Origin of the sequence: Streptomyces spinosisporus, assembly GCF_022698145.1 — a bacterium.
Classification (GTDB): domain Bacteria; phylum Actinomycetota; class Actinomycetes; order Streptomycetales; family Streptomycetaceae; genus Streptomyces; species Streptomyces spinosisporus.
Window position 1 is genome coordinate 886,162 of sequence record NZ_JALDAX010000001.1, and the last position, 26,295, is coordinate 912,456.

Here is a 26,295-nt window from a genome sequence, read left to right on the forward strand (position 1 = left end):
GAATTCCCAGAAAACCGACGCAAAGAAGCAGGACGACATGTCCACTGGCACTCCGACGCTCGCGCCCCACCAGGACGCACCGACGGGACACAAGGCCCCCGAGGGACGGGTCGGTGCAGGTCTCTTCGATCCCGGGCAGCTGGTCAGGTCGTTGCCCGACGCCTTCCGCAAGCTCGACCCCCGGGTGATGGTCAAGTCGCCCGTGATGTTCGTGGTCCTCGTTGGCTCGGTGCTGACGACGATCTTCTCGTTCACGGATCCGGGTGACTGGTTCGGCTGGACCATCAGCGCCTGGCTGTGGCTGACCGTGGTCTTCGCCAACCTCGCCGAGGCGGTCGCCGAGGGCCGTGGCAAGGCCCAGGCCGACACGCTGCGCAAGGCCAAGACGGACACCGTCGCCCGGCGGCTCGCGGCGGGAGCCGAAGAGCGGGTCCCCGGTACGGAGTTGGCGATCGGCGACCTCGTCGTGTGCGAGGCCGGGGATGTCATACCCGGCGACGGCGATGTGGTCGAGGGCGTCGCCTCGGTCGACGAGTCGGCCATCACCGGTGAGTCGGCGCCCGTCATCCGCGAGTCCGGCGGCGACCGCAGCGCCGTCACCGGTGGCACGAAGGTCCTCTCCGACCGCATCGTCATCAAGATCACGACGAGGCCGGGCGAGACCTTCATCGACCGGATGATCAGCCTCGTCGAGGGCGCGGCACGGCAGAAGACGCCGAACGAGATCGTCCTGAACATCCTGCTCGCCTCGCTGACCATCGTCTTCCTGCTGGCCTGCGCGACGCTGCCGCCGTTCGCCAACTACGCGGGTACGCACCTGACGATGGTGGTGCTGGTGGCCCTGCTGGTCTGCCTGATCCCGACCACGATCGGCGCCCTGCTGTCCGCCATCGGCATCGCGGGCATGGACCGGCTGGTGCAGCGCAACGTGCTGGCCATGTCCGGCCGTGCCGTCGAGGCCGCAGGCGACGTGTCGACGCTGCTGCTGGACAAGACCGGCACCATCACCCTCGGCAACCGTCAGGCATCCCAGTTCGTGCCGGTTGCGGGTATCTCCGAGGCCGACCTCGCGGATGCCGCCCAGCTGTCGTCGCTGGCCGACGAGACGCCCGAGGGCCGCTCCGTCGTCGTACTCGCCAAGGAGAAGTACGGCCTGCGCGAGCGGCACCAGGGCGAGCTGGCCGACGCCGAGTGGATCGCGTTCACCGCGCAGACCCGCATGTCGGGCGTCGACGTGGACGGGAAGAGGATCCGCAAGGGCGCCACGGCCTCGGTGATCACCTGGGTCACCGAGCGGGGCGGCGAAGTCGCCCGGGACACCCAGGAGTTGACCGACAAGATCTCCGCGGCAGGGGGCACCCCGCTGCTCGTCGCGGTCGAGGACGCCGGCGGCGCCCGGGTGCTGGGCGTCATCCACCTCAAGGACGTCGTCAAGGACGGCATGCGGGAGCGGTTCGAGGAACTGCGCCGCATGGGCATCAGGACCGTCATGATCACGGGTGACAACCCGCTGACGGCCAAGGCGATCGCCGAGGAGGCGGGCGTCGACGACTTCCTCGCCGAGGCCACGCCCGAGGACAAGATGGCGCTGATCAAGCGGGAGCAGGCGGGCGGCAAGCTCGTCGCGATGACCGGTGACGGCACCAACGACGCGCCGGCCCTCGCGCAGGCGGACGTCGGGGTCGCGATGAACACCGGCACGTCGGCCGCGAAGGAGGCCGGCAACATGGTCGACCTCGACTCCAACCCGACCAAGCTCATCGAGATCGTCGAGATCGGCAAGCAACTCCTCATCACCCGGGGCGCGTTGACGACGTTCTCCATCGCCAACGACGTCGCGAAGTACTTCGCGATCATCCCGGCGCTGTTCGCTGCCGTCTACCCGGGCCTCGACAAGCTCAACATCATGGACCTGTCCTCACCCGACTCCGCGATCCTGTCCGCGGTCGTCTTCAACGCGCTGATCATCGTCGCGCTGGTCCCGCTGTCGCTCAAGGGCGTGCGCTACCGGCCGGTCAGCGCCGACAAGATGCTGCGCCGCAACCTCGGCATCTACGGCCTCGGCGGACTGGTCGCGCCGTTCATCGGCATCAAACTCATCGACCTGCTCATCTCGCTCATCCCCGGAATCGGGTGAAGGACATGAACGCCTCTCTCGCGAACTCGGCGCGCATGGTGTGGGCCGCGCTGCGCATGCTGCTCGTCCTGACCGTCGTGACCGGGATCGTTTACCCCCTCGTCGTCACCGGTATCGGCCAGGCACTGTTCCACGGCAAGGCCAACGGGTCGATCGTCAAGGTCGACGGCAAGGAGGTCGGCTCGAAGCTGATCGGCCAGAGCTGGAACATCAAGGGCGCCGACAAGCCGGACCCGACATGGTTCCAGCCCCGCCCCTCCAACAGCGGCTACGACCCGCTTTCGACCGGCTCCAGCCAGCTCAGCGCCAGCAACCCGAAGCTGGTCGCGGCGGTCAAGGCGGCCAAGAAGCAGGTCGCCGCCTTCAACGGCGTGCCCGCATCGCGGGTGCCGGCCGACGCGGTCACCGGCTCGGCCTCCGCCATCGACCCGGACATCTCCCCGGCCTACGCGGACATTCAGGTCAAGCGGGTCGCCGAGCACAACGGGCTGAGCGTGGCGCGGGTGCAGATGCTGGTCGACGAGCACACCACGGGCCGTACGGCCGGCTTCATGGGTGAGCCCCACGTCAACGTCCTGGAACTCAACATCGCGCTGAAGCAACTCGCCGAGAAGTAATGGGCTTACGGAGATGGACGGCCGGGAGCCGGCGGACCGGGCGTGCCCGGCCTGCCGGCGCCCGCCGCCCCACCGCAGGTGCAGACCCACTGACGACAGGAAGGCCGCACGCCGATGACCCGGGTGCTGCTCGTGGAGGACGACCCTCAGCTCGTACGAGCCCTCGTGATCAACATGCAGGCCCGGCAGTACGGCGTTGACGCTGCGCCGGACGGTGCCACGGCCCTGCGGCTGGCCGCCGCCCGCCAGCCGGATGTGGTGATCGTGGACCTCGGCCTGCCGGACATGGACGGCGTCGACGTCATCCAGGCGCTGCGCGGCTGGACCCGCGTCCCCATCCTGGTGCTGTCCGCGCGCCGTGCCTCGGACGAGAAGGTCGCCGCCCTTGATGCCGGGGCGGACGACTACATCACCAAACCGTTCAGCATGGACGAACTGCTTGCCCGGCTGCGGGCCGCCGTCCGCCGCACCGAGGAACTGCCGCTCGTCCCCGAGGCGACGCTGGTCAAGACCGACGACTTCGCCATCGACCTGCTGGCCAAGAAGGTCTTGCGCGGGGAGCACACCGTGCGCCTCACCCCGACGGAATGGCACCTGCTGGAGATCCTGGTCACCCATCCCGGGCGGCTCGTCACGCAGAAACAGCTGCTCCAGGAGGTCTGGGGGACCTCGCAGCGCAACAAGACCAACTACCTGCGGGTTTACATGGCGCAGCTGCGCCGCAAACTGGAATCGGATCCCGCCCACCCCCGTTATTTGATCACCGAACCGGGCATGGGGTACCGCTTTGAGGCATGACGGCCCAGGGGCCGGCACGGACGAAGAGACGAGAGAGATGACACGCGGCAGGCTTCGGATCTACCTCGGTGCGGCACCGGGCGTCGGCAAGACGTACGCGATGCTCTCCGAGGCGCACCGGCGCGTGGAGCGGGGCACCGACTGCGTGGTCGCCTTCGTGGAGCACCACGGCCGGCCGCGCACCGAGGTGATGCTGCACGGCCTGGAGCAGGTCGCCCGCAAGGAGCTGGAGTACCGCGGCGCCGCCTTCACCGAGATGGACGTCGACGCCGTGCTCGCCCGCCGCCCCCAGGTCGCCCTCGTCGACGAACTCGCGCACACCAACGTCCCCGGCTCCCGCAACGCCAAGCGCTGGCAGGACGTGGAGGAACTGCTCGCCGCCGGCGTCGACGTCGTCTCCACCGTCAACATCCAGCATCTGGAGTCGCTCGGGGACGTGGTCGAGTCGATCACGGGCGTACGGCAGCGGGAGACGGTCCCGGACGAGGTGGTGCGCCGCGCGGACCAGATCGAGCTGGTCGACATGTCGCCGGAGGCACTGCGCCGCCGCATGGCGCACGGCAACATCTACCAGCCGGACAAGGTGGACGCGGCCCTGTCCAACTACTTCCGGCCCGGCAACCTCACCGCGCTGCGGGAGCTGGCGCTGCTGTGGGTGGCCGACCGGGTCGACGAATACCTGAAGCAGTACCGCAGCGAGCACCGGGTGTCGAAGATCTGGGGCTCGCGGGAGCGGATCGTGGTCGGCCTCACCGGCGGCCCCGAGGGCCGCACCCTCATCCGCCGTGCCGCACGGCTCGCGGAGAAGGGCGCGGGCGGTGAGGTGCTGGCCGTCTACATAGCCAGCAGCGACGGCCTCACCGGCGCCTCCCCGAAGGAACTCGCCGTCCAGCGCACCCTCGTCGAGGACCTGGGCGGCACCTTCCACCACGTCGTCGGCGACGACATACCGGCCGCGCTGCTCGCCTTCGCGCGCGGCGTCAACGCCACCCAGATCGTGCTCGGCGTCTCCCGGCGCAAGAGCTGGCAGTACGTCTTCGGGCCCGGCGTCGGCGCGACGGTGGCCCGCGACTCCGGACCCGACCTCGACGTCCACCTCATCACCCATGACGAGGCGGGCAAGGGGCGCGGACTGCCCATCGCGCGGGGCGCGCGGCTGGGCCGCTCACGCCTCATCTGGGGCTGGCTCGCGGGCATCGCGGGACCCATGCTGCTGACGCTACTGCTGACCCACACCGACGCGGATCTCGGCCTGACGAACGACATGCTGCTGTTCTTGACGCTGACGGTCGCGGCGGCCCTGCTCGGCGGGCTGCTGCCGGCGCTGGCCTCGGCGGCGTTCGGGTCGATGCTGCTGAACTGGTTCTTCACCCCGCCGGTGCACCGCATCACGATCGCCGACCCGAAGAACATCCTCGCCCTGGTGATCTTCGTGGCGGTGGCCGTGTCTGTCGCCTCGGTCGTCGACCTCGCCGCCCGGCGCACCCACCAGGCCGCCCGGCTGCGCGCCGAGTCGGAGATCCTGTCCTTCCTCGCGGGCAACGTCCTGCGCGGCGAGACCAGCCTGGAGGCGCTGCTCGAGCGGGTCCGGGAGACCTTCGTGATGGAGTCCGTGGCGCTGCTGGAGCGCGCGAGCGAGCGCGAACCCTGGACGTGCGCCGGCCGGGTGGGTCCCGGGCAGCCGGTCAACCGGCCCGAGGACGCGGACGTGGACATGCCGGTCGGGGACCATATGGCGCTCGCGCTGACCGGCCGGGTGCTGCCGGCCGAGGACCGCCGGGTACTGGCCGCCTTCGCCGCACAGTCCGCCGTCGTCCTCGACCGCCAGCGACTGCAGCAGGAGGCCGACCAGGCCAGGGTCCTGGCCGAGGGCAACCGGATGCGCACCGCCCTGCTCGCCGCCGTCAGCCACGACCTGCGCACCCCGCTCGCCGGCATCAAGGCGGCGGTCACCTCCTTGCGCTCCGACGACGTCGCCTGGTCCGAGGAGGACCAGGCCGAACTGCTGGCCGGCATCGAGGAGGGCGCCGACCGCCTCGACCACCTCATCGGCAACCTACTCGACATGTCGCGGCTGCAGACCGGCACGGTCACCCCGCTGATCCGCGAGGTCGACCTCGAGGAGGTCGTACCGATGGCGCTGGGCGGCGTACCGGAGGACAGTACGGAGCTGGACATCCCCGAGACGCTGCCGATGGTCTTCGTGGACAAGGGGCTGCTGGAGCGCGCGGTCGCCAACGTCGTTGAGAACGCCGTGAAATACAGCTCCTCCGACGAGAAGGTGCTCATCTCCGCCAGCGCCATTGCCGACCGCGTCGAGGTACGGGTCGTCGACCGGGGCCCCGGGGTTCCCAACGAGGCGAAGGACCGCATCTTCGAGCCGTTCCAGCGCTACGGCGACTCCCCACGCGGCAACGGCGTCGGCCTCGGCCTCGCCGTCGCCCGCGGCTTCACCAAGGCCATGGGCGGCAGCCTGCACGCCGAGGACACCCCCGGTGGTGGCCTCACCATGGTCCTCAGCCTCCCCGCCGCGGAGGGCAGGTCCCAGGCCGCATCGGACCTTTCCGAGACCACCGTCTCGTAGAACGCCACGCGCGGCCCAACGACACTGCGCTGGGAAGCTGTTGGCTTCAGCATCCATCGCCGGCCTGCGTGCCGCGGGGCCCGATCGGGAACGCGAGATCGGCGGGCGGGCAACCCGGAGTCCCCGGCTGCGTCAAGTACACCGACCGCGCGTTGACGAGGTCACCACGCAGACGCCGAAGCCATCCACCGGAGACTTCAGCGATGGGCTGGCCGATGCCGCGGAGACGCCCGCGCTCATCGAGGACCGGGGGCCGACGGGACCTGGCGTGACGCCGCGCGCGGGATCTTAACGCTGCCTTGATGCCTTTCTGACGTGCGGCACTGCCGCGTGTGCCCCCCTCGTACCTAGCATCGCCAGGTGTGAGGTTGCTGCCCAAACAGATACTCGTCGGGCGTCCCATGCGGACGAGCCAGCTCACCGAGACCCTGCTGCCCAAGCGGCTGGCCATCCCGGTCTTCTGCAGTGACCCGCTGTCCTCGGTGGCTTATGCCACTGAGGAGATCCTGCTGATTCTGGCCTTCGGCGGCACGCAACTGCTGCACCTGGCCTGGTACGTGGCGGCAGTGATCGTCGTGCTGCTGGTGGTGGTGATCTCCTCCTACCGGCAGACGTGCTACGCCTATCCCAACGGCGGGGGCGCCTACGCGGTCAGTGCCGAAAACCTCGGCCGTTCCGCTTCCCTGACCGCAGCCAGCGCCCTGCTGGTGGACTACGTCCTGACCGTGGCGGTCTCGGTCGTCGCGGGGGTGGCCGCCATCACGTCGGCCGCGCCATCCCTGGGCAAGTACGCGGTGGAGCTCTCCGTGGGCGCGGTCGCCTTGCTGACACTGATGAACCTGCGGGGCGTGAAGGAGTCGGGGCGGGTGTTCGCCGTCCCCACCTACGGATTCGTTCTCGGCATCTACGTGATGTTCGCCTTCGCCGCCGTCCGCCTGGCCACCGGGCAAACGATCCGCGCCGAGTCCGCCCACCTGTCCATCCACGCCACCGGCACCTACACCGGCCTGGCCCTGATTTTCCTCGCCATGCGTGCCTTCGCCTCCGGCTGCACCGCGCTGACCGGCGTGGAAGCGATCAGCAACGGCGTGCCTGCCTTCGCCAAGCCCAAGAGCCGCAACGCTGCACAGTCACTGGCCATCATGGGCCTGATGTCGATCAGCATGTTCGTCGGCATCACCACGCTGGCACTGCTCTACAAGGTCCATGTCGCAGACAACCCCACCGAACTCGGCCTGCCCGCCGGCATGTCCACCCCGACCGCGCTGGCCCAGATCGCCAAGGCGTCCTTCGGCAATGTCACGTTCCTCTTCTACTACGTGCAGGCGTTCACCGCGGGCATCCTGATCCTGGCCGCCAACACCGCCTTCAACGGCTTCCCGCTGCTCGCCGGGCTGCTGGCCCAGCACCGCTTCCTGCCCCGCCAACTGCACAACCGCGGCGACCGGCTGGTCTTCTCCAACGGCATCATCCTGCTCGCGCTCGCCGCGATCGGCCTGATCATCGCGTTCGACGCAGACGTCTCCTCGATCATCCAGCTCTACATCGTCGGCGTCTTCGTGTCCTTCACGCTCTCCCAGGCCGGCATGGTCAAGCACTGGTCCAAGGAACTCGCCGGCATCAGCGAGGCCTCGGCGCGGCACCGGATCCGCCGCTCCCAGGCGATCAACGCCACCGGCGCGTTCTTCACCGGGGTCGTCCTGGTGATCGTGCTGGCGACGAAGTTCCTGCACGGCGCCTGGATCGTCACCATCGCCATGCCGCTGCTGTTCGTCGCCATGCGGGGCATCCGCCGTCACTACGACCGGATCGCGCGGGAACTGGCCGTCGCACCGACCACAGGCTCCCTGCAGCCGTCCCGCAATCATGCGGTCGTGCTGGTGTCCCAGATCCATGCGCCCACCCTGCGGGCGATCGGCTACGCCCGCTCCATCCGACCGCACCAGATCGAAGCCCTCAACGTCTCCGTCGAACCCCACGAGAGCGACGAGCTGAAGCGCCAGTGGGACGAGCACAATCTGGACGTGCCGCTGGTGGTCCTCGACTCCCCCTACCGGGAGGTGACCCGACCGGTCCTCGACTACATCCGCCGCGTCCGGCGCGAAAGCCCCCGCGATGTGGTCACGGTCGTCATCCCCGAGTACGTGCTGGGCCGCTGGTGGGAGCAGGTTCTGCACAACCAGAGTGCCCTGCGGCTCAAGGCCCGCCTGCTGTTCATGCCCGGCGTGATGGTCACCAGTGTGCCCTACCAGCTGGATGCCGCCCTCGACCGGTCACCCGGAAAGTCCGCCGTCGGCTGACCCGTAGGCCACGGATCCGCCGCAGGGGAGCCGTCAATAAGCCGTACGCTGGAAACGTGTACCGAGCCGAACGCCGAGGGGGCACCTCGGTGTGCGTGCAGGAAACCAAGCCAGCCGATCTTCCTGAGTTCCTGGCGCAGAACTCGCTCGGCGCGCAGGTGGTTGACCCGCCCCAGTGGTGCGAGGACGCCAACGGCATCATCCTCGGCACCCGCACCCAGATCTGCCTGGTGACCGGGCTCACGTACACCACGACGCGGACCGTGAACGGAACGACGACGGTCACCGGCGAAGCCGACATGGTCGTCATCAGCTACAGCTACAGCGACACAGGGCTGCCCACGTTCGCCCACCAGCTCGAGCTCTCGATGTACAGCGGATGGGGCGACGCCCAGAACGCCGACCGCCGCCCGTCCTTCCACTCGATCTGCTGGACCCGCAAGTCCCCGACCACCACGTGCCGTGCCACTCGTCCTCCGTACCGACTCCAGAACATGACAGACCTCCCGGACACGGTCGGTAAACAAGCCCAGGACGTGCTGGCCACAGTCCCAGACGGACATCACGGGCAGGACTACGGGCGGTCGGTAAAACACGGCGGGCGTGGCCGCGTATGTTTCGCGTCAATGGCCTGGTCCGTGCTGCGATTGTGTACGACGCTGAACCACAGGAACGTTTTTGAGCGAATGAGGAGCCTGCCGTGCGCGCTCGTGACCTGGCGGTCGAATACCCCACGGTGAGCGTCGACAGCGACGCGATGGAAGCGGCCAGGCTGATGGCCGAGCACAAGCTGCCGGGCCTGCTGGTGCTCGACGAGCGGGGCGAGCCGAAGGCGATCCTGCCGGCCTCTCAGATGATCAAGGTGTTGGTGCCTGCCTATGTCATCGAGGATCCGACGCTTGCGGCTGTCGTCGACGAGAAGCACGCCGACCGGATCTGCCAGGCGTTGGCCGGCCGCCGGGTGGGGGAGTGCCTGCCCAGCAAGGCGGCCCCGCCGCCGATCGCCGACCCGGACGACACCGCGCTGGAGGTGGCCGCGCTGATGGCACAGGTGCGCAGCCCGCTGGTGGCGGTGGCAGACAAGGCGAAGGACGGTGCGCGTCTTCTCGGTGTGATCACCGCCGCGCACCTCCTGCACCAACTGCTGGGCGCCTCAGGCGCGTCGAGCCTCAAGTAGTAGGGCCGTCCACGCGCGTCGGGTCAGTCCATGCCGCACCGCAGGGTCGTCTTCCGGACGTATCCGTGAGAACCAGTCGCGGGGCACGTCCCTCGGACACCCGAACGATTATCAGATGGTCGGCCCAAATCCGCCGGTGGGTCACATGGCCACATGAGATGAGTGCGCCGTTGGCCGCGCTCACCCTTGGCGGCGTCAGGACGACCGCGAACAGCACGGCGAGACCGCTCCCCACCCGCGTTCGGGTCAATCGTACGAGTGTTGCATCGAGGACCATCAGCATCGCGAACGGCAGCAGCCCGCAGAACGCCACACGGCACGAGTCCCGCGCCCAGCGACGGTCATGGATCAGGCTAGGCACGGGCCCGCAGTTCGTCTTCGGCTTTGACGAGACATTCTCGGACCGAGGACAAGTGGTCGAATCAATCGCCTTCACGCAGTCCCCGGATGGCCGCCGACTCGATCCGCCGTGTTTCGGCGCCGCCTTCCATGCGCCTTCGGTCGCGGCGGATGAGAACGGCGGTGCCGCTTGCGATGATCAGGACAGCGGCGGTGAGCGGGATCAGGAAGCAGACCATCATTCATTCCTCCTGTCGCCCGGCCGCATGCCGGCCATGTGGGTCGGTGGCGCGGTTGATGGCGGACTCGACTGCGGCAAGGCGGTCGGCGAGCAGGCCGAGGGTGGACACGGCTCGGGTGAGCTGGTCGTCTTCCGGGCTGCCGAGCGCCTGTTCCCGGATATAGGCGGCCCTGATCTCGGCCCAGCGGTCTGCCTGTTCGGCGGTCAGCGTGCCGCGAAGTTCGGCCAGCTTTAGAAGGCTGGCCTCGGCTCCGGTGGTGAGGGTCTGGGCCTCGGCCGTGTAGTGGTCGTCGATCACGGCGTCGCGTTCGGTGTCGTTCATGACGGGCTGGATGCGTTGCGCGATCTTGTTCATGTTGCGGTAGGAGCCCTGGAGCTGGAAGGGCGGCTCGGTGCGGGCGGCGTCCGTCTGGGCGGCGGAGGTGATGTAGGCGGCGTTGACCGCCAGGACTGTCTCGCGGACTGCGAGCAAGTGTCGCAGTACGGCCAGGATCCGCTCCAGCTCGGCAGGTGCGTAGGGGTGCGTGAGCTGGTCGGCGCGTGCCGTCGGGTCGCCCTCGGAGAGGCGGAGCAGCAGGTCGAGGTCGCCGCGGTCGCGGCCGGCGAGGGGAGCGAGCACCGGGTTGGCGGTGAGGGCGTTCTCAATGAAACTGAGCGCGAAGACATCCTGCTTGCCGGTGAGGACGTTGCCGAGGTTCCACACGTCGGCGCGGTTGGCGAGCATGTCCGGGACGCGGAAGCGGGTGCCGGACTCGGTGTAGGGGTTGCCCGCCATGCAGAGGGCGAACCGCTTGCCGCGCAGGTCGTAGGTGCGAGGTTTTCCGTCACGGACGCCCTCGATGCGGCGGGTGGCGTCGCACAGCGGGATGAACTTCTGCAGCAGCTCGGGCGATGTGTGCTGGATGTCGTCCAGGTAGAGGAGGGTGTTGTTGCCCGCCTCCAGCGCAAAGTTGATCTTCTCGATCTCCTGGCGGGCCGTGGCGTTCGGGGCCTCGGCCGGGTCGAGTGAGGTTACGGTGCGGCCCAGCGCCGGGCCATTGGCCTTGACGAGGATCAGTCCGAGGCGGTCGGCGACGTACTCCATGAGCGTCGTCTTGCCATAGCCGGGCGGGGAGAGAAGCAGCAAGAGTCCGCCGGTGTCGGTGCGCTTGGAGTCACCGGTGGTGCCGAGCTGTTTGGCGAGGCTGTCGCCGATGAGCGGGAGGTACACCTCGTCGATGAGCCGACCCCGGACGAACGCGGACATGACCCGTGGCCGGTGCTCGTCCAGGCGCAGCCTGGTGCGTTCCGCGGTCACCAGGGCCACGCGCCGGCGCTGGTAGGCGCGGTGGCCGGGGAGGTCGGTCGCGCGGAAGTCGCGGGTGCGGGCGAGGAGTTCGTCGACGCGGAGCACGAGTCTGCCGCCTCGGATGCGTGGATGAGTGCCGAGGAGGCCGTCGACGGTTTCGGTCAGCGGCGCGTCGCAGTCGTAGCGGGGCAGATCGCTGCAGAGTTCGGCGGCCACCGCCTCAGCCAGGTCGCCCTGGGCGAGGTCCGTGCCGGTGGATGCGGCGTACGAGGACAGCCAGGCCTCGACGAGTTGCCTGCGGGCGGCCAGGTCGCCGAGTTGGGCGAGATCGTCGTCGTATGCCGAAGTGCCCACGGTGCGGCGGAACTTGTCGAGCAGGGTGCGGGTGCCGCTGCTGATGACGAAGCCGTCGGGGGTGCTGGTCAGCTCCTCGAAGAGGTAGGCACCGGCGGCGCTCGCGTCTTTGCTGCCGCCCGACGCGGTGATGGCCTCCGCCAGTTCCTGCTGCAGGTCGGCGATGGCGGGTCCCAGCCCGAAGGTGTCCCGGGCACGGGCCAGTGACACCGCGCGCCGGGTCCAGCTCTCGCGTGACGCGGGTGTCGTGCCGTGCGCCCAGAACAGCTGGGCGGCGGCGCGGGCGGCGGGTTCGTGCCGGAGCAGGCCCGCGCCCTCGTGCAGGCGCAGCACGGCGGTGAGGATCAGGACCGCGTCGTGGTCGTGAACCCCGCGCTCGTAGCCTTCGTCGTACGCGGCCTCCGTGGCCTGCCGTACGAGCGTGTCGAGGTCGGCCCCGGTCAGTGCGGCGGGACCGTGCTCGTCGAGCAGGCGCGTGGCAAGGTGTTCGGCGCGGTAGACCACGGGTGACTCCGACGGCAGGGCGCGGTCCCAGTAGGGGCGGGTGGCGGCGAAGTCCGGGTCGGTGAGGGGACGGCGGTAGTCGGTGCCGGTCAGGGCGAAGGCCAGGCCGTCGCCGTGCGGGACCAGAGTGAGGTCGAGGGGCTGGGTGTTGACGGCGAAGCGGTGGGTGCCCAGGCGGAGGGTGCGGCCGCCGTCGGCATACAGGTCGGTGCGGTCCCGCAGGGAACGAAGGGCCTCCTGGCGGGCGGCCTTCAGGCGCCCGTCCAGCTCCTCCGCACGTACCTGGTCTCCGAGTTGGCGTAGTTCGTCCGCGGTGCGGCGGACCTTCGCAGGCATCGGGTCGGAGGTGAAGTACGTGGCGACGGCGTCCGTGTCGGCGAGCGAGGCCGCCCGGCGGGCGAGGGTCCGCAGGACGCGGGTGGCCGAGTCGGCGAGGCGTTCGGCGCGGCGGGCGCGGGTGTCGGCGAGGGACTGTTTGCGGGAGGCGAAGACCTCGTGGATGTCGTCACGTTTGTCCGCGAGCTCGCCGAGGAAGTCGTCGAACTCCGCGAAGCGGGACTCCAGGTTCTCCACCTGCACGAGCAGGTGGGCAAGTTGCTCGTCGCATGATTCGGGGCTGTCGGCGGCCGCGAGCGCGCCGGTGACGGCCTGACCGAGCAGCGCGAACTCGGCGGCGAACTCCGCCCGTCCTTCGCGGTCGAGGAGCGCGCGACGACGGACGTCGAGTGTGGCGCGGGCACGGTTGACCCCGCCGAGGACCTCGGCGATGCGTTCCAGGATGGAGGTGCGGACGGTGGCGTCGGCGATGTCGAGGCCGGCGACTACCTCCGCCACCGTCCGCAGCCCGTCGGCCAGTTCGTCGAGGCGGGTCGCGAGCGGGGCGGCTCCGGCGACCGTGGTGATCGCCTCGGCATCCGCGACGAGCTGTTCGACGGCGGCGTGGTGGGCGGCGAAGGCGTCCTCACGGGCCAGGTGGGCGACGGCCCGTTGGCCGAACGCCGCGACGTCGGCGTCGACGTCCGCGGCGATCTCGTCGATGCGGCCGATGTCGGCGTACCGCAGGTCCTTGAGGGTGAGCAGATGCCCTTGCGCGTACCGCAGTTCGGTCAGCCCCGACACCCAGGCAGAGGCTTCGCGGGGAGCCTCACCCCGCAGCCGGCGCACCACCCGGGCGATCCGCGAGGTGGCGTCGGTGAGCGCGTCGGCGGCCTGACGGGTCAGCGCCTGTACGGTCTCGAACTCGGCCAGCACCTGCTCGGCCGTCTCCCGTACCTGCTCCAACGGGGCGCGCAGATCGCCCAGTTCGGGCTCTGCCAGCCAGTGGTGGGAGTCGGCAGTCCGGACGCAGGCGGCAGCCAGCGCCGCGTAGACCTCGGTGGTCGGTGTGGTCTCGGCGACGGCACGGGTGATGGACAGGCAGTCGGAGATGCCGCGGACGAGGTCGGCGTTGCCGACGCGGCCGAGCGGGCCGGTGCCGACGGGCCGGGTGGCAGCGTGGGTGTCGGACACGTACGGGGAGTTCCACAGCTGCACCGGGTGCACGCGCTGCGGTTCGTCCCCGTCGGCGCGCAGCACGACGAGCGCGCCGTCCTCGAAGAGCGCCCAGCCGTGACAGGCCAGCGGGGTGGAGACTTCCTTGCGGATCAGGTTGTAGGGCAGGAGAAGGCTGCGGCCCGCCGCGCGTGCCTGGAACGCGAACAGCACGTCCTCGCCATTCGGGGAGCGCACCACGCGTTCGAACTCCAGGTCCGCCGTGTCGATACCGTCGAACGTCTTGTACAGGCCGGTGGCCAGGCAGTAGCCACCCGGGAAGACGATGCCCTGGTCCTCGGGCAGGCGACGGCAGGCCCGGCCGATGCCGTCGAGGCGGACGACGGCTTTGGTGAGGGTGTTGAAGACCAGGTAGCGGTGGGTGTCCTCCTTGTAAGGGAGGATGCGCAGCAGGATCAGGGCGCCCGCACGCGCGTAGGCGATGCCGGCATCGGCGAGGGACTGCAGCGGCTCGTCGACCGGCTCCTCGTAGATGCCCTCGCCGGTCTCGGTGTCGTCCTCGGCCTTGACGGTGAGGGTGCCGCCGAGCGTTTCGACGAAAAGCTCGCCTTCGACGGAGACGTGCGGATGACGGCCCAGAACGTGGTCCTCGCGAGTGGTGTCGGTCCACTCGACGTCGTGGGAAGGCGGCAGGACGTGGTCGCGGTCACCGCGCGCGTCCAGGAAGGCCACCCGGCCCTCGTCGGACATCGCCCAACGCAGGACGCGGATGTCCCCGGCCTTCTCGCCCGTCTGGAAAACGGCCAGCAACTTGCCGTCAACATGGCGGAGTTGGAGAAGGCGGGCGTGGCGGTAGTAGCGGTGGAGCGCCGCGAACTCGTGGACGAAGACGGGATCGTCCAGCAGGCCGGGCACGGCGTCGTCGGGCAGCCGGTTCAGGTCCCGGTCGTGCAGGGTGAAGACATCACCCACGGCCGTCTCGGACGCCCGCCCGGGGAAGACGCTGTGCCCGAACAGCAGCCTCCCGCCGACGGCGACGATGTCGCGGGGCACACAGGTGTGCTCGGTGCGCAGCCGCTCGGTGCGGATGAGTTGCAGCCGCATCGAGCCGAACTCCTCGCCGCGGCGGGCGTTGAGCGCCTCGGCGCGCCGGCCGAGCTCGGCCGCCTGCGCGGCGAGCCGGTCACGCAGCACCTCGTACGTACCGGTGTCCAAGCCGGTGGTCATGGGGTCCCTCTCAGAAGGTCAGGAGAAGACGTGGTCCGCAGCCGCCCCCGTGCGGCGGCTGCAGACCATGGGCGGGTCAGACCGTGGCGTTGCCGTTGAGCGCCGCCAGGGAGGTGTCCGCGACACCCAGCTCCCCGGCCTTGTCCAGGAGTTGCTGGAGCTGTCCGGCATCCGCGCCACCGCGGTTCATCAGCTTCATCAGCAGGGCGGACACGGTCAGGTTCTGCACATCGGCCGTCGACACCGAACCGAGGATGTGGCTGAGGTCGTCCGTGAAGCTCGCGGTGCCCTCCAGCCAGGGCTTGGCCAGAGCCTGCGCGGTCTCGGAGTGCTGGACGAAACCGTCGACGCCCTTGCCGAGCGCGATCGAGGACACCAGCCGGTCGAAGAAGACCGACTCGCCACCGACGATGTTGATGTCGGCGTTCTCCAGCCCGGTCGCCAGCACCGTGGCCTGCGCCTCGGCGACCTGCTTGTGCGCGTCGAGGCCCGCGAGGCGGATCTCCTTCTCCGCCTGCAGCCGCAACCGGTACTCCTCGTGGCCACGGGAGGCGTCGTCGAGGGCAGCCATGGCCGCCGCCTTCTCGGTGAGGCCGGCCGCCTCCGCCTTCAGCTTCTCGCCGATGCCCGCGGCCTCGGCGAGTGCCTTGGCCCGGCCGCCCTCGGCTTCGGCGCGCATGCACGCCTCGGTGCCCTCGGCCTCCGCCCGCAGGCGGGCCGCGGTCGCCTCGGCCTCCGCGCGACCGGCCTTCTCGATGACGTCCGCCTCCTTGTCGCGGACCTGGACCGCGGCCAGGCCCTCGGCCGCGCACTCGGCCTGGACTCCCTCGGCCAGCCGCAGCTTGGCCTGCGCGTCGAGGTCGGAGGTCTTCAACCGGGCCTCGGCCAGGGTGAGTTCCTCGGCGGCCCGGTGGACGGCGGCCTGCTCGGCAGCCTCCGCGGCCTTGATGTCCTTGACCAGGTTCTCCTGGGCCTCGGCCTCGGCGGCGATGACGACGGCCTGACGCTGTCGCTCCGCCTCCTCCACGGCACGCAGGGTCTTGATGGACTCCTCCTGCTCGGCGACCGTACGGTCCACGGCGACCCGCTCGCGGATGACCTCGGCGATCTCCCGCTTCTCCGCCTCGACCTCCTTGGACGCGGCGATCTGCGTCAGCTGTGTCTCCCGCTCGCGGGCGATGACTTCCAGGAGGCGGTCCTTCTCGATGCGCTCGTTCTCGACAGCGATGACCCGCTCGCGGTTCTTCGCCGCGACGGCGACCTCACGTGCCTGGTTCTCGCGCTGGACGCCGAGTTGTTCCTCGGTCTTGAGGAACGCGGACTGTGCCCGCAGCCGCTCCTCCTCCACCACCTGCGCGGTCTCGGCCTCCTCACGGGCCCGTACGGTGTCGATCTCCCGCCGCTGCTTGATCTCGGCGTCGGCCTGGCGGCGCTCCAGCTCCAGGATGGCCTCCCGGGCGTCCACGTTCTGCCGGGTGATCTCCTTCTCCTCCGTGCGCTGTGCCTCGTTGGTGCGCACGTGCTCGACCGCCGTCAGTTCGGTGATCTTGCGGATGCCCTGGGCGTCGAGAACGTTGGCCGGGTCGAGCTGGGTCAGCGGAGTCTGCTCCAGGTAGTCGATGGCCGCGTCTTCCAGGTGGTAGCCGTTGAGGTCGACACCGATGACCTCGATGATCCGGTACCGCAGCTCTTCGCGCTTGGTGTAGAGGTCGGTGAAGTCCAGTTGCTTGCCGACGGTCTTCAGCGCTTCGGAGAACTTGGCGTGGAACAGCTCCTGCAGCGTCTTCTGGTCGCTGGCGCGTGCCGTGCCGACGGCCTGAGCGACCTTGATGACGTCCTCGACCGTCTTGTTGACCTTTACGAAGAACGAGATGCGGATGTCGGCGCGGATGTTGTCCCGGCAGATCAGCCCGTCCTTGCCGGCTCGTGTGATCTCGATGGCCTTGACCGAGATGTCCATCACCTCGGCCTTGTGCAGCACAGGCAGGACGACCTGTCCGGTGAAGGTGACGTCGACCTTCCGCACCTTGGAGACGATCAGCGCTTTGCCCTGTTCCACCTTGCGGAACAGGCGGGAGACGACGAGCAGCACGGCGGCTGCGATGAGCAGGCAGGCGGCGACGAGGGCGCCGATGCCCACGGTGATGGCATTCATACGAAGTCCTTGGAGTCTGCGAAGAGTTGAGGCCTCGTTGGCGGGGTGCGAGGTCAGGACGGGCGCGAGCAGGCGTAGGTGTGGCCCTCAGGGGTCCGACTGCCGGGGGCGGCCGGTCAGCGTCGGGAGTGGCTACGGCCGGGAGCGCCTGGCGTACCTGCTGCTGTATCTCGTCGGTGCGGCTCGCACCGGTCGCGCAAGAGCCTGGCGAGTGGGGCCGCGAGAGCATGTGTCACCGGCCATGCGACGAGCCCGGACAGCGCGAGGAGCCCGACGCGGGCCGCGGCATCGCCGAACCATGTCAAGCGCGTCGGCTCCATCAGGACCATGCCGGTGAGGGTGACGAGCCAGGCAATCACGATCGCGCCGGAGGCACTGACGGCGACCGGCACGCCGTGCAGCGCCCTGGCCCATGACGGGGCGTCGGCGTCAAAGCCGCGTGCGTCGGCCCGGCCCAGCAGGACCAGGAGCCAGTAGCCGAGAACGACCACCACGGCGGAAGTGAGGATGACGGTGGGGAACTGTGCGGCGGCCTCGACGACCTGCCCCATGACCTCACCCCCGGATTTCGCGGCTCCAGTCCCGGTGCCACCACTGTTGCCAGAGCACGGCACCGGGACTGCTCCCCTGTTTCTGCCAGGCCCATCTTGAACTGCCCCGGCTCTGCCTGGCATTGCCGTTTTCCGGCAGTCTTGACGCCTTCTTGATGCCGGACACCGACACATCGGGCCGGGTACCGAACGTGGGCGTGGTGGTCGATGACGGCGGCGACGGCTTGTGCCGTCTGTCACCGGCCGGTGCTGTGACGGCCGGTGCTCTCACCAGCCGAGATCTGTCACTCTTGTGCGGCAGGCGTAGGGAATACGCCAGCGGGGCGTCAAGGACACGGGAGGACGGGTGACAGGGCGGGAGATCCGCGACGAGGATCTGGAGGAGTACGTCCAGATCCTGGCCGATGTCTGTGCGACGGGCCGACGCCTTTCACGGGACGAGCTGGAGTCGCTGCGGGCCCGGGGGGAAAACGCCGCGGAAGCCGGTGTCGGACTGCGGGCTCTTGTTCGGCGGCATCTGACCGCTACCCGTGAGAACTGGCCGGCCTTGTCCGCCACGGACGGAAACCGGGTACTCGCTGCCGTGGAGCAGGCGATCGATGCCTTCGCGGAAGGCCATGAACGCGCCCAGCGACTCGCCGTACGGCAGCAGGAAGCCGTGCGCCGGGAGTTCATCGACGACCTGCTCTACGGCCGCAGCGACCTGGGCCGGCTGGCCGAACGCGCGGAACGTTTCGGCCTGGTCCTCTCGCGTGCGCACGCGGTCGCCGTCGCCCAGGGCAGCAAACCCGTCGAGGACACCCACCCGGCCACCCGGCAGGTGGAGAGCGCCGTGGTCGGACGGTTCGGCGAGCGGCGCATCCTGCTCACCACGAAGGAGGGACGACTGATCTGCATCGCGCCCGGTGACCAGGACGACGTCCTGGCCTTCTTCGCCAAGCACGCCTACGCGGCCACCGAAGGGGGACAGGTCGCCGTCGGCCGGCCCCACCCGGGCGCCGGGGGAGTGGTCCACTCCTACGAAGAGGCCCTCAACGCTCTCGATCTGGCCGGCCGGCTGGACATCCGTGAACCGGTGCTGCGCGCCGCCGACCTTCTCGTCTATCCGGTCCTGACCCGCGACCGGCAGGCCATGGCCGACCTGGTCCACAACACGCTCGGCCCGCTGCGCGCCGCTCGAGGCGGCGCCGGTCCGCTCGTGGAGACGCTGACCGCCTATTTCGACTCGGGGTGCATTGCGGCGGAGGCGGCCCGCCGTTTGAACCTGAGCGTGCGCGCGTTCACCTACCGTCTGGAGCGCATCCACAAGCTCACCGGCGCGGACCCGGCCGACTCCGTCCACCGCTACACCCTGCAGACAGCGGTGATCGGCGCCCGGCTCCTGGGCTGGCCGGACGACGACGTGTGACTGAGCCGGCGGTCAGCGAAGGCGCCACCAGCTGATGGCTCGCCGCCATCCACGGATGAACCGTCCTGCCAGATGGGCACACGGTGGTTCACGTTGCGGAAAGGAGACCGATGTCTCCTCGGTCATCGCCGTGAAGAACAACCGTCCTGTCCGCGTTTGCACCGTGGTGGTCCACCGAACGCCCGGACAGCGCGTGAGCAGCACGCGGACGAGGTCACTCCCGAGGCCCTGGCGCTGCCATGCATCGAGGACCCAGACGTCGAGGATGCGCCCCGTGCGGCACCGGCGGCAGGTGCGGTATCGAAGCCGCCCGATGATGGTGTTCCGGCCGTCGAGGAGCAGTATCTCGGTCGTGGTGCGTTGATCCGAGCTGTCCTCAGCCTCTGCAGGTATGTCGGGCACGGGATCAACCGAACGCGAAGTAGCGCAGCCACACATAGCCGAGAGCCAGGCCCACGGTGACGACGGTGACGACCAGGCCGTACTTGGTGAACTGCCAGAAGGAGATGGGCTGGCGGTTGCGCTCGGCGATGCCGAGAACCACGACGTTGGCACTTGCGCCGATCGCGGTGGCGTTACCGCCCAGGTCGGCCCCCAGCGCCAGGGCCCACCACATGACGTGGTCGCCCGCGCCGCCCATGTTGTGGACGAGGTCGCTGGTGATGGGGGCCATCGTCGCGACGTACGGGATGTTGTCGACGATGCCGGACAGGACGGCGGAGGCGCCCAGCAGCGTCGTGGAGCCGCCGAGTTCGTTGTCACCGATCACATCGGCCAGGCTCTTGGAGATCTCGCCGATCACACCGGTCTCGATCAGTCCGCCGATCATGATGAACAGCCCGGCGAAGAAGGCCAGCGTGGGCCACTCCACCTCCGACAGGACGTCCCTGGTCTCCGCAGTGGAGACGGCGATGAGCAGTCCGGCGCCGAGCAGGGCCACGATGCTCGGCGCGTAGTGCAGCACCGGGTGCAGCACGAATCCGGCGACCACCAACGCGAGGACGATCAGTCCCTGAACCAGCAGGCGCGGGTCCTTGATCGCCTCGCGTTCCTCCAGCGCCATGATCTCGGTGGCGCGATCCCCGTCGTAGACGAAGGACTTGCGGAACATCACCCGGCACAGCGCGAGGAGGGCGACCACCAGGACGGCCACGATCGGGGCCAGGTGAACCAGGAAGTCGTTGAAGTTCAGGCCGGCGCGGCTGGCGATGATGATGTTGGGCGGGTCGCCGACGAGGGTCGCGGTGCCGCCGACGTTGGAGGCGAACACCTCGGCGATCAGGAAGGGGGTCGCCGCAAGCGCCAGCCGCTCGCAGACCAGCAAGGTCACCGGCGCGATCAGCAGAACCGTGGTTACGTTGTCGAGCAGAGCGGATGCCACTGCGGTGATCACGACGAGCATCGCCATGACCCGGAAGGGTTTGGCCCGTGCTCGCTTCACCGACCAGATGGCCAGGTACTCGAACATGCCGGTCTTCTTCAGAACGCCGACGATCATCATCATGCCCATCAGCAGGAAGATGACGTTCCAGTCGATGCCGCTGTGTTCGGAGTAGAAGGCAGACTTGTCGTCGGTCGCCCTGATCGCGAGCATCAGTCCCGCGCCGCCGAGTGCCACGGCGACGCGGTGGATCTTCTCGCTGATGATCAGGGCGTAGGCGCCGACGAAGACGACGACCGCCGCCCAACTGTGGAAGTTGTTCACGGTCCTCCGATGAAGTGTTCCAACAGGGCGTCAGTGGCGACCAAGTCGTCGTCCGTGGACGCGGTGGCGTCGGGCCTGGGCAGGTCAGGGGTGGACATGGGCGCGGCCTTCCGTGGGCTTTCTGTCCGTGTCCTTGTCCGGCTCCGGGATACCGGCCAGGTCCTCGACGTCGAAGGCCCGGGCGATCGGTACGTCCGTGGAGCTGTGAGCGACGATCGAGAACGCGATGCACACCGCGATCAGCGTGAACGCCTCCTCCGCGCGCGGGATGCCGGACTGCAGCACCAACAGCCCGTAGACCACCGACGCGAAGCCTTTCGGGCCGAACCAGGCCGCCACCAGCTTCTCCTTGCGGGAGATGCCCGTGCCGAGCAGTGAGATCAGCAGCGACGCCGGGCGGATCAGCACGATCGCCAGGAGCACCGCCACGTAGCCGCCGAACGACAGGTCGGCGAACAGATGCGGGGTGAGCAGCGCGCCGAACACCAGCAGCGCCGCGAACTTCGCCAGTTCCGCCAGCGCCTCGCCCAGCGGCTCGAAGGACGCCTTGGCTTCCGGCGAGACGTGCGCGAGAGCCGCGCCCGCGGAGAATGCCGCCAGGTAGGGGTTGGCGTGGGTCAGGTGACAGGCCGCGTACAGGATGATGCCGGTGGCCAGTGGAAGCAGCGGCTGCAGCTTCGGCTCGGCACCCAGCAGGCGGAAGCGGATGAGGGCATTGACGAGCAGGGGAAGGGCGATGCCGAGGACCAGGCCCAGCATCAGTTCCAGAGCGATCTTCGAGCCGGATGCCTCTGCGCCGCCGGCGGTCGGCCCGGCGGTTGCGATCAGGATGAGCACGACGGGCAGGGCCAGCCCGTCGTTGATGCCGCTCTCCACGTTCAGCAACTGCCGCAGCTTCGCCGGGACTTCGGCCCGCCCGACGATGGCCGAGGCGAAGACGGGGTCGGTCGGCGCCAGCACCGCGCCGACGAGGAACGAGGTCGTCCAGTCCAGGCCCACCAGGTAGTGGGTGATCAGGGCCATGAAGACGAAGGCGAGAGGCATGCCCAGGCCCAGGGCGCGCGCCGGGTTCTTCCAGCCGGTGCGCAGTTTGGGCAGCGCGACGTGCATGCCGTCGGTGAACAGCACCGCGAACAGGGCGAGGTCTGCCGTCCCGGACACGATCTCGCTGTCCGGCGTGATGTGGATCAATCCGAGGAAGCCGTCACTGACGAGCGCACCGCCGACCAGGAAGAGGAAGGAGGTGGAGAGCACCGTGCGTGCTGCCAGACCGGACAACAGCACCGCCACGAGAAGTGCGACGCCGAACACCACCACGAGCACCATGGCGTACGCCCCCGATCGGAAGAGAGATTCGTCCCTTGCTCGCCGACCAGGCTTCCCGGCACACCAAGTGGAACCTTACCTGCACTTGATGCGTTTTTGACAGATCACTAACTGGCACTGCCCAGAGCCGAACGTTGCCGGGTTCCGGCAGCATCCTGAGTGCGGACCTGCTTGTGGTGGGGGCGGCGGCGTGTTCCTGATGGAGCTGTGCTGTGGGGCCGCTGCCCTGGCCCGAGTGCCGTACGCCCCTTGGGGCTCGGGAGGTCTTCGGGCCGCCTGGTGCTGGGTTCCTCTTTCGCTGGGTGTATGTCCTGGTGGCGGGCTGGTTCGGGTGTTAGGGGGCGGGTGCTGGACGGTGGTGTTACGGGCGCGGCCGAGCCGTGACGAGAACGAGCAACGGGTCGTGCGTCGGCTGTCGCGAGCACGCAAGGCGCCGCGGGATCTTGCGCTGCGCGCTCGGATGGTCGAGCTGAGCTGGCGCTCGCAGCGGATGCCGGCCATCGCGGATGAGTTGAGGTGCAGTCCCAAGACGGTGTGTCGCTGGTTGCACCGCTTCAACCGCTTGGGCCTGCAGGGACTGGAGGATCTGGGTGGGCAGGGCCGCAAGCGGCGGATCACCGAGGCGGAACGCTCACGGATCATCGGCCTGGTCATGCAGTCGCCGCCGGGTCGGCCGGCCGTGCAGGCGGACGGAGAGCTCGCTGCGGCGGCCGAATGCGGGCCGCCGGAGTGGGCCTTGCATGCTCTGGCCGCCGAGGCCCGGCGGCTGGGCATCGAAGCCGGCCGCAGTCAGGTCCGCCGGATCCTGCTTGCCGGGGGGTGCGCCGGCGTCGCACCCGGTCCTGGACCCGGTCGAGAGACGCGGACTTCGAGGATTCAGGGCCGGTGCCGCACGAAGCTGAGGTAGGCGAAGCGCTCGCCCGTGCGTGGCGTCCGGGTCCAGGAACGGGTGGTGAAGGTGCGGAGCCTGCCTTGGGTCAGCGCGAAGCGGGGGAGCGAGAGCCCGAGTTCGGCGTGCAGGGCCTCCAACATACGCTTTTCGTTGTCGAGCGCAGTGTCCTCCGGGCGCAACAGCCGTGCAGGGTCCAGGGCCTTGGGTATCGCGCCGAAGCGCTGGATCCGCTTATCCCGCACGGTGAAGGCGTAGAGTTCCTCGCCCTGTTCGGCCACCGACAGGTGGAACGCGGCCGGGTGGTCACCCGGGGACGAGCGTCTCGGGTCGGACCACACCACAACCGCGCGGCCGGATGAGGAGGCGGCCGCCGCGGGGGACAGGAAGAGCTCGTTGAAAGAGTGGTGGGAGTGGCCGTCGAAAGCGAAGGCCCACCCCTCGCCCGTGCAGCCGACGGCGACGACGGCCCGATCCTCCCAGAGTTCCACGCCGTCCCGCTCGTGGGGCCTGGGCGCCCGCCAGGAAGCCCTCTGCGGATCCACGGGCGCGCTCAGTTCGGCGCCTTCCTCGCCGATCAGGGCGGGCAGGCGGGCGGGGTCGATCCCCTCGACCCAGACACAGCGGTAGCCGTCGAACCGTTGCCGGTTCGCGACCGGCTCCGCCAGCCAGGTGAGGCCCGGCGGGTCGAGATCGGGCACCGGCTCGGGCGCGGGTCCCGTCTCTCCGGCCCGCGGTGTCGCAAGGATTTCCCGCCCACGCTCGGGAGTGATCAGCGGTCCCAGCACCGGATCGGCGAGCACACCGAGAGGGGCGATCAGCAACGGTCCCGGCGCCTCCCACAGCGGGAGCGCGTCCCGCAGCACCCGCCACGCGGCATCGGCCGCCCCCCAGCGGGCCGCCTCCCACGCCTCGGCGACGGCCCGCCCCCATGGCCCGGGAGGCGCGTAACGATGGGTGCCGTCCCGCATCGCGCTCAGTACGCCCTCGGCGGTTACCCGGGCGACCCCGCGAGCGGTCATCATCCCGAGCCAGTGCTCGTCTCCGCCCAGCCGCCATTGGCCGCGCGCCGGCATCATGGCCTGCACGGGCAGAATCTCGGGCAGGTAGCGCAGGTCGGCCACCAGGGTGCCGTAATCCCGGGATTCCCTCGGAGCCAGCAGATGCCGCAGCTGGTTCAGCAGGACGGCGCTTCGCGGCCTTCCGAAGGACACCGCCTCCTCGAGCAGGGGCATGGCCTCCACGTACCGTCCGCGCAGGGCCAGCAGGCGAGCCTGCTCCACATGCGCGTCCTGGGCGCGCGTGGTCGCGTTCACGAAGTCGGGTCTGTCCGCGCGGTCGGAGTGGAAGCCGCGATACATGGCCTCCATGTACGCGCGGAAGGACGGGTAACGGTCCGGCAGTTCACCGCTCCAGCCCTTGTAGATGTAGAGCGCCCACTCGCCGTCCTGGTCGCTGTCGCCCGGGTCGAGCAGGGCGTACGACATGTCGGAGGCCGTCTCCAGCCGTAGCGCCCGTCGCCACATCCCGGCCAGCAGGATGTCCTCCCTGCGCGGGTTGTCGCCAAGATCCTGCTCGTACAGCCGGGTCATGTCGTACGGGTCCTGGAACCAGTCGATGTCCGAGGTGCCGCCGAGCTGATAGATCCCGGCCGTCTGGTCGACGTGCCACCCGTCGGTCACGGCCAGGAACCCCCGGTACGAGGGGGGCAGCCGCTGCCCCAGCCGTTCCTCGGCCGCGGCGATCGCCGCCTCGTCCGCCCCGGGCCTGCCCAGGCGGACGAGGATCTGCTCGCCGTCCTCATCCGCGCGCGGAACCCACTCCTGCTGCCACCGTCCCAGGAAGCCGTGCCAGTTGAAAGACTCGCTGCTCATGGCGGGATGATGCCACCCGGCACTGACAACGCTGGCGACCTGTTCTCATCTACCGCGACGGCGGGCCGCTCCAGGAGCGACCCGCGTTTCCGCAGGTGAGATGTATGCGGTTACCGCGGCAGGCCCAGACAGACCGTCACCCAACGCTACGTGACCGTCTGCCCATAGCTATACGGGAACCGAACCGTGGCACTGTCCGCAGGTCAGGGACCGCATGAGCGGTGAGATCCATTGAGCAAGCCTGGGCCAGCGTCATCAAGATCGATGCCGTGGCCGGAACGGCAGCGTGACGTGAGACGTTTCAGCGAGGACGCCCGGGCCTGCAACTCCCAGCGTCAGCAGGCCGCCCTTGCCATGGCCCCGAATGGACTGCGGGCCGCCGTGACGAACGGCAGTGCGGACAGGACGGCGAACCGGCCGCTCTCCTCGGACACATCCCCCTCCAGCACCCCCGGCCCGTCCCTCGCGTCTCAAGACGGGGCATTCATGCCCTCAGTTCCGTCGCACACGCCCGCAGGGGGTAGGGCCATAGTCGCAGACGTCCGGGCGCCCGCGAATCGGGCAGAGGGGGCGGCATCAATGCCCGTCTGTCCATCCCGCTCGCATCACACTTGGTTGTCAGGCCACCCCAGCAGCCGCGCGCCGATCACCGCGGTCTGCAGGGTGTAGCGATGGACCGCGTCGGCGGGGTTGCTACCGGTGAGCTTGTGAATGCGTTCCAGGCGATAGGTCAAGGCGCGCACACTCAGACTGAGCCGGCGCGCCGCCTCCGCGGCGATGCACCCGGAGTCGAAGTACGCGCTCAGGGTGTCGATCAGCGGCTGGGCACCGCCGCGTGCGCGCTCCAGCGGGCCCAGGGTGTTACGGACGAGATCAGCCGTGGCCTGGCGGTCGCGGGTGAGGACCGGGTAGACGAGTAGATACGCTGCGCGCAGGACGGGATCGTCCAACTCCAGGAGGTCGGCCAGGTCGAGGGCGCCCAGTCTGTGTGGGACGAACCGGCCGACGGGAGCCGCAGTCGGCGTCCGGTCTGGACGACAAGCCCGATGTGTTCAGTGATCGAATGCGACGAGCGAGCGCGTGCTCGGACGCCGGGCTTGTGGTTGCGCCAGATATCGGCGGCCATGGCGAGGATGCGCTGAGCGACACGGACGGCGACGCCCTCGAAGGTCCGTCCGCCGTGCTGCTCCAGGTCCAACTGCCCCTTGAGGGTGTCGTTCATGGACTCGATCAGCTGTCGCACCGATTTGAGCAGGCCATCGCCCTTGGGCCTCTTCTCCCGCTTCAACGAGGGCCGCAGCAGGTCGGCGGGTCGGCGGGTCGGCCTGCT

At 69.3% G+C, this 26,295-nt stretch carries 17 protein-coding genes and 2 pseudogenes; 9 read left to right on the forward strand and 10 right to left on the reverse strand.

The genetic code is table 11. The features are described from left to right. Positions 1 to 37: 37 nt before the first annotated feature. The 7 genes from kdpB to MQN93_RS03835 all read left to right on the forward strand — a co-directional run bounded on the left by kdpB (position 38) and on the right by MQN93_RS03835 (position 9,613). Complete coding sequence (gene kdpB, locus MQN93_RS03805; RefSeq protein ID WP_242708271.1) at positions 38 to 2,137, forward strand: potassium-transporting ATPase subunit KdpB; 2,100 nt, start codon at positions 38 to 40, stop codon at positions 2,135 to 2,137. A gap of 5 nt (positions 2,138 to 2,142) precedes the next feature. Further along, positions 2,143 to 2,754, forward strand: coding sequence for a potassium-transporting ATPase subunit KdpC (gene kdpC / locus MQN93_RS03810; protein WP_242708272.1), 612 nt, complete (start codon positions 2,143 to 2,145; stop codon positions 2,752 to 2,754). 114 nt (positions 2,755 to 2,868) lie between these two features. Continuing rightward, complete coding sequence (locus MQN93_RS03815; protein ID WP_242708273.1) at positions 2,869 to 3,552, forward strand: response regulator; 684 nt, start codon at positions 2,869 to 2,871, stop codon at positions 3,550 to 3,552. Positions 3,553 to 3,589: 37 nt separating this feature from the next. Further along, positions 3,590 to 6,136: a sensor histidine kinase gene (locus tag MQN93_RS03820; protein ID WP_242708274.1), complete on the forward strand. Its 2,547-nt coding sequence runs from the start codon at positions 3,590 to 3,592 to the stop codon at positions 6,134 to 6,136. A 401-nt stretch (positions 6,137 to 6,537) separates the two neighbouring features. Further along, positions 6,538 to 8,436: an APC family permease gene (locus MQN93_RS03825; protein ID WP_242708275.1), complete on the forward strand. Its 1,899-nt coding sequence runs from the start codon at positions 6,538 to 6,540 to the stop codon at positions 8,434 to 8,436. Positions 8,437 to 8,492: 56 nt separating this feature from the next. Beyond that, the gene (locus MQN93_RS03830) at positions 8,493 to 9,176 is read left to right on the forward strand and encodes a hypothetical protein (RefSeq protein ID WP_242708276.1); all 684 of its coding nucleotides are present in this window, start codon (positions 8,493 to 8,495) and stop codon (positions 9,174 to 9,176) included. After that, positions 9,137 to 9,613, forward strand: a complete 477-nt coding sequence (locus MQN93_RS03835) for a CBS domain-containing protein (protein ID WP_242708277.1) — start codon at positions 9,137 to 9,139, stop codon at positions 9,611 to 9,613. Before MQN93_RS03830 ends, MQN93_RS03835 begins: the two co-directional genes overlap by 40 nt. 422 nt (positions 9,614 to 10,035) lie before the next feature. Here the strand turns inward: MQN93_RS03835 and MQN93_RS03840 are convergent, their stop codons facing one another. The 4 genes from MQN93_RS03840 to MQN93_RS03855 form a co-directional block, all read right to left on the reverse strand. Then, a complete protein-coding gene (locus MQN93_RS03840; protein WP_242708278.1) occupies positions 10,036 to 10,194 on the reverse strand; it encodes a hypothetical protein in 159 nt (52 codons plus the stop codon). Continuing rightward, positions 10,195 to 15,057: a DNA repair ATPase gene (locus MQN93_RS03845; RefSeq protein WP_242708279.1), complete on the reverse strand. Its 4,863-nt coding sequence runs from the start codon at positions 15,055 to 15,057 to the stop codon at positions 10,195 to 10,197. It abuts the gene before it with no gap. Positions 15,058 to 15,133: 76 nt separating this feature from the next. Further along, positions 15,134 to 17,212 carry a flotillin family protein gene (locus tag MQN93_RS03850; RefSeq protein ID WP_242708280.1) on the reverse strand — a complete coding sequence of 693 codons (2,079 nt, stop codon included), beginning with the start codon at positions 17,210 to 17,212 and terminating at the stop codon, positions 15,134 to 15,136. 116 nt (positions 17,213 to 17,328) lie between these two features. Beyond that, a complete protein-coding gene (locus MQN93_RS03855) occupies positions 17,329 to 17,763 on the reverse strand; it encodes a hypothetical protein (RefSeq protein ID WP_242708281.1) in 435 nt (144 codons plus the stop codon). A 346-nt stretch (positions 17,764 to 18,109) separates the two neighbouring features. Between MQN93_RS03855 and MQN93_RS03860 the strand changes: the two genes are divergently transcribed. Beyond that, entirely contained in the window at positions 18,110 to 19,171 is a 1,062-nt protein-coding gene (locus tag MQN93_RS03860; protein ID WP_372504256.1) for a PucR family transcriptional regulator, read from the forward strand. A gap of 12 nt (positions 19,172 to 19,183) precedes the next feature. On the opposite strand, the gene MQN93_RS03865 is transcribed toward MQN93_RS03860, so the two are convergent. The 3 genes from MQN93_RS03865 to MQN93_RS03875 all read right to left on the reverse strand — a co-directional run bounded on the left by MQN93_RS03865 (position 19,184) and on the right by MQN93_RS03875 (position 22,202). Beyond that, positions 19,184 to 19,573 (reverse strand): GNAT family N-acetyltransferase, encoded by a 390-nt coding sequence (locus MQN93_RS03865; protein WP_242708282.1) that lies wholly within the window; start codon positions 19,571 to 19,573, stop codon positions 19,184 to 19,186. A gap of 4 nt (positions 19,574 to 19,577) precedes the next feature. Continuing rightward, positions 19,578 to 20,876 (reverse strand): ArsB/NhaD family transporter, encoded by a 1,299-nt coding sequence (locus MQN93_RS03870; protein WP_242708283.1) that lies wholly within the window; start codon positions 20,874 to 20,876, stop codon positions 19,578 to 19,580. A gap of 84 nt (positions 20,877 to 20,960) precedes the next feature. Beyond that, on the reverse strand, positions 20,961 to 22,202 hold the full coding sequence (locus tag MQN93_RS03875; protein ID WP_242708284.1) for a cation:proton antiporter: 1,242 nt from the start codon (positions 22,200 to 22,202) through the stop codon (positions 20,961 to 20,963). Positions 22,203 to 22,692: 490 nt separating this feature from the next. On the opposite strand from MQN93_RS03875, the gene MQN93_RS03880 reads away from it, so the two are divergent. Then, on the forward strand, positions 22,693 to 23,109 hold the full coding sequence (locus MQN93_RS03880; protein ID WP_242708516.1) for a helix-turn-helix domain-containing protein: 417 nt from the start codon (positions 22,693 to 22,695) through the stop codon (positions 23,107 to 23,109). On the opposite strand, the gene MQN93_RS03885 is transcribed toward MQN93_RS03880, so the two are convergent. The 3 genes and pseudogenes from MQN93_RS03885 to MQN93_RS44535 all read right to left on the reverse strand — a co-directional run. Continuing rightward, a complete protein-coding gene (locus tag MQN93_RS03885; RefSeq protein WP_242708285.1) occupies positions 23,079 to 24,965 on the reverse strand; it encodes an SMI1/KNR4 family protein in 1,887 nt (628 codons plus the stop codon). The two genes, MQN93_RS03880 and MQN93_RS03885, sit on opposite strands and share 31 nt — an antisense overlap. 605 nt (positions 24,966 to 25,570) lie before the next feature. Beyond that, positions 25,571 to 25,948, reverse strand: a pseudogene (locus tag MQN93_RS03890) (PucR family transcriptional regulator); the annotation flags it as partial. 69 nt (positions 25,949 to 26,017) lie between these two features. Next, a pseudogene (locus tag MQN93_RS44535) lies at positions 26,018 to 26,280 on the reverse strand (IS982 family transposase); the annotation flags it as partial. Positions 26,281 to 26,295: the final 15 nt, after the last annotated feature.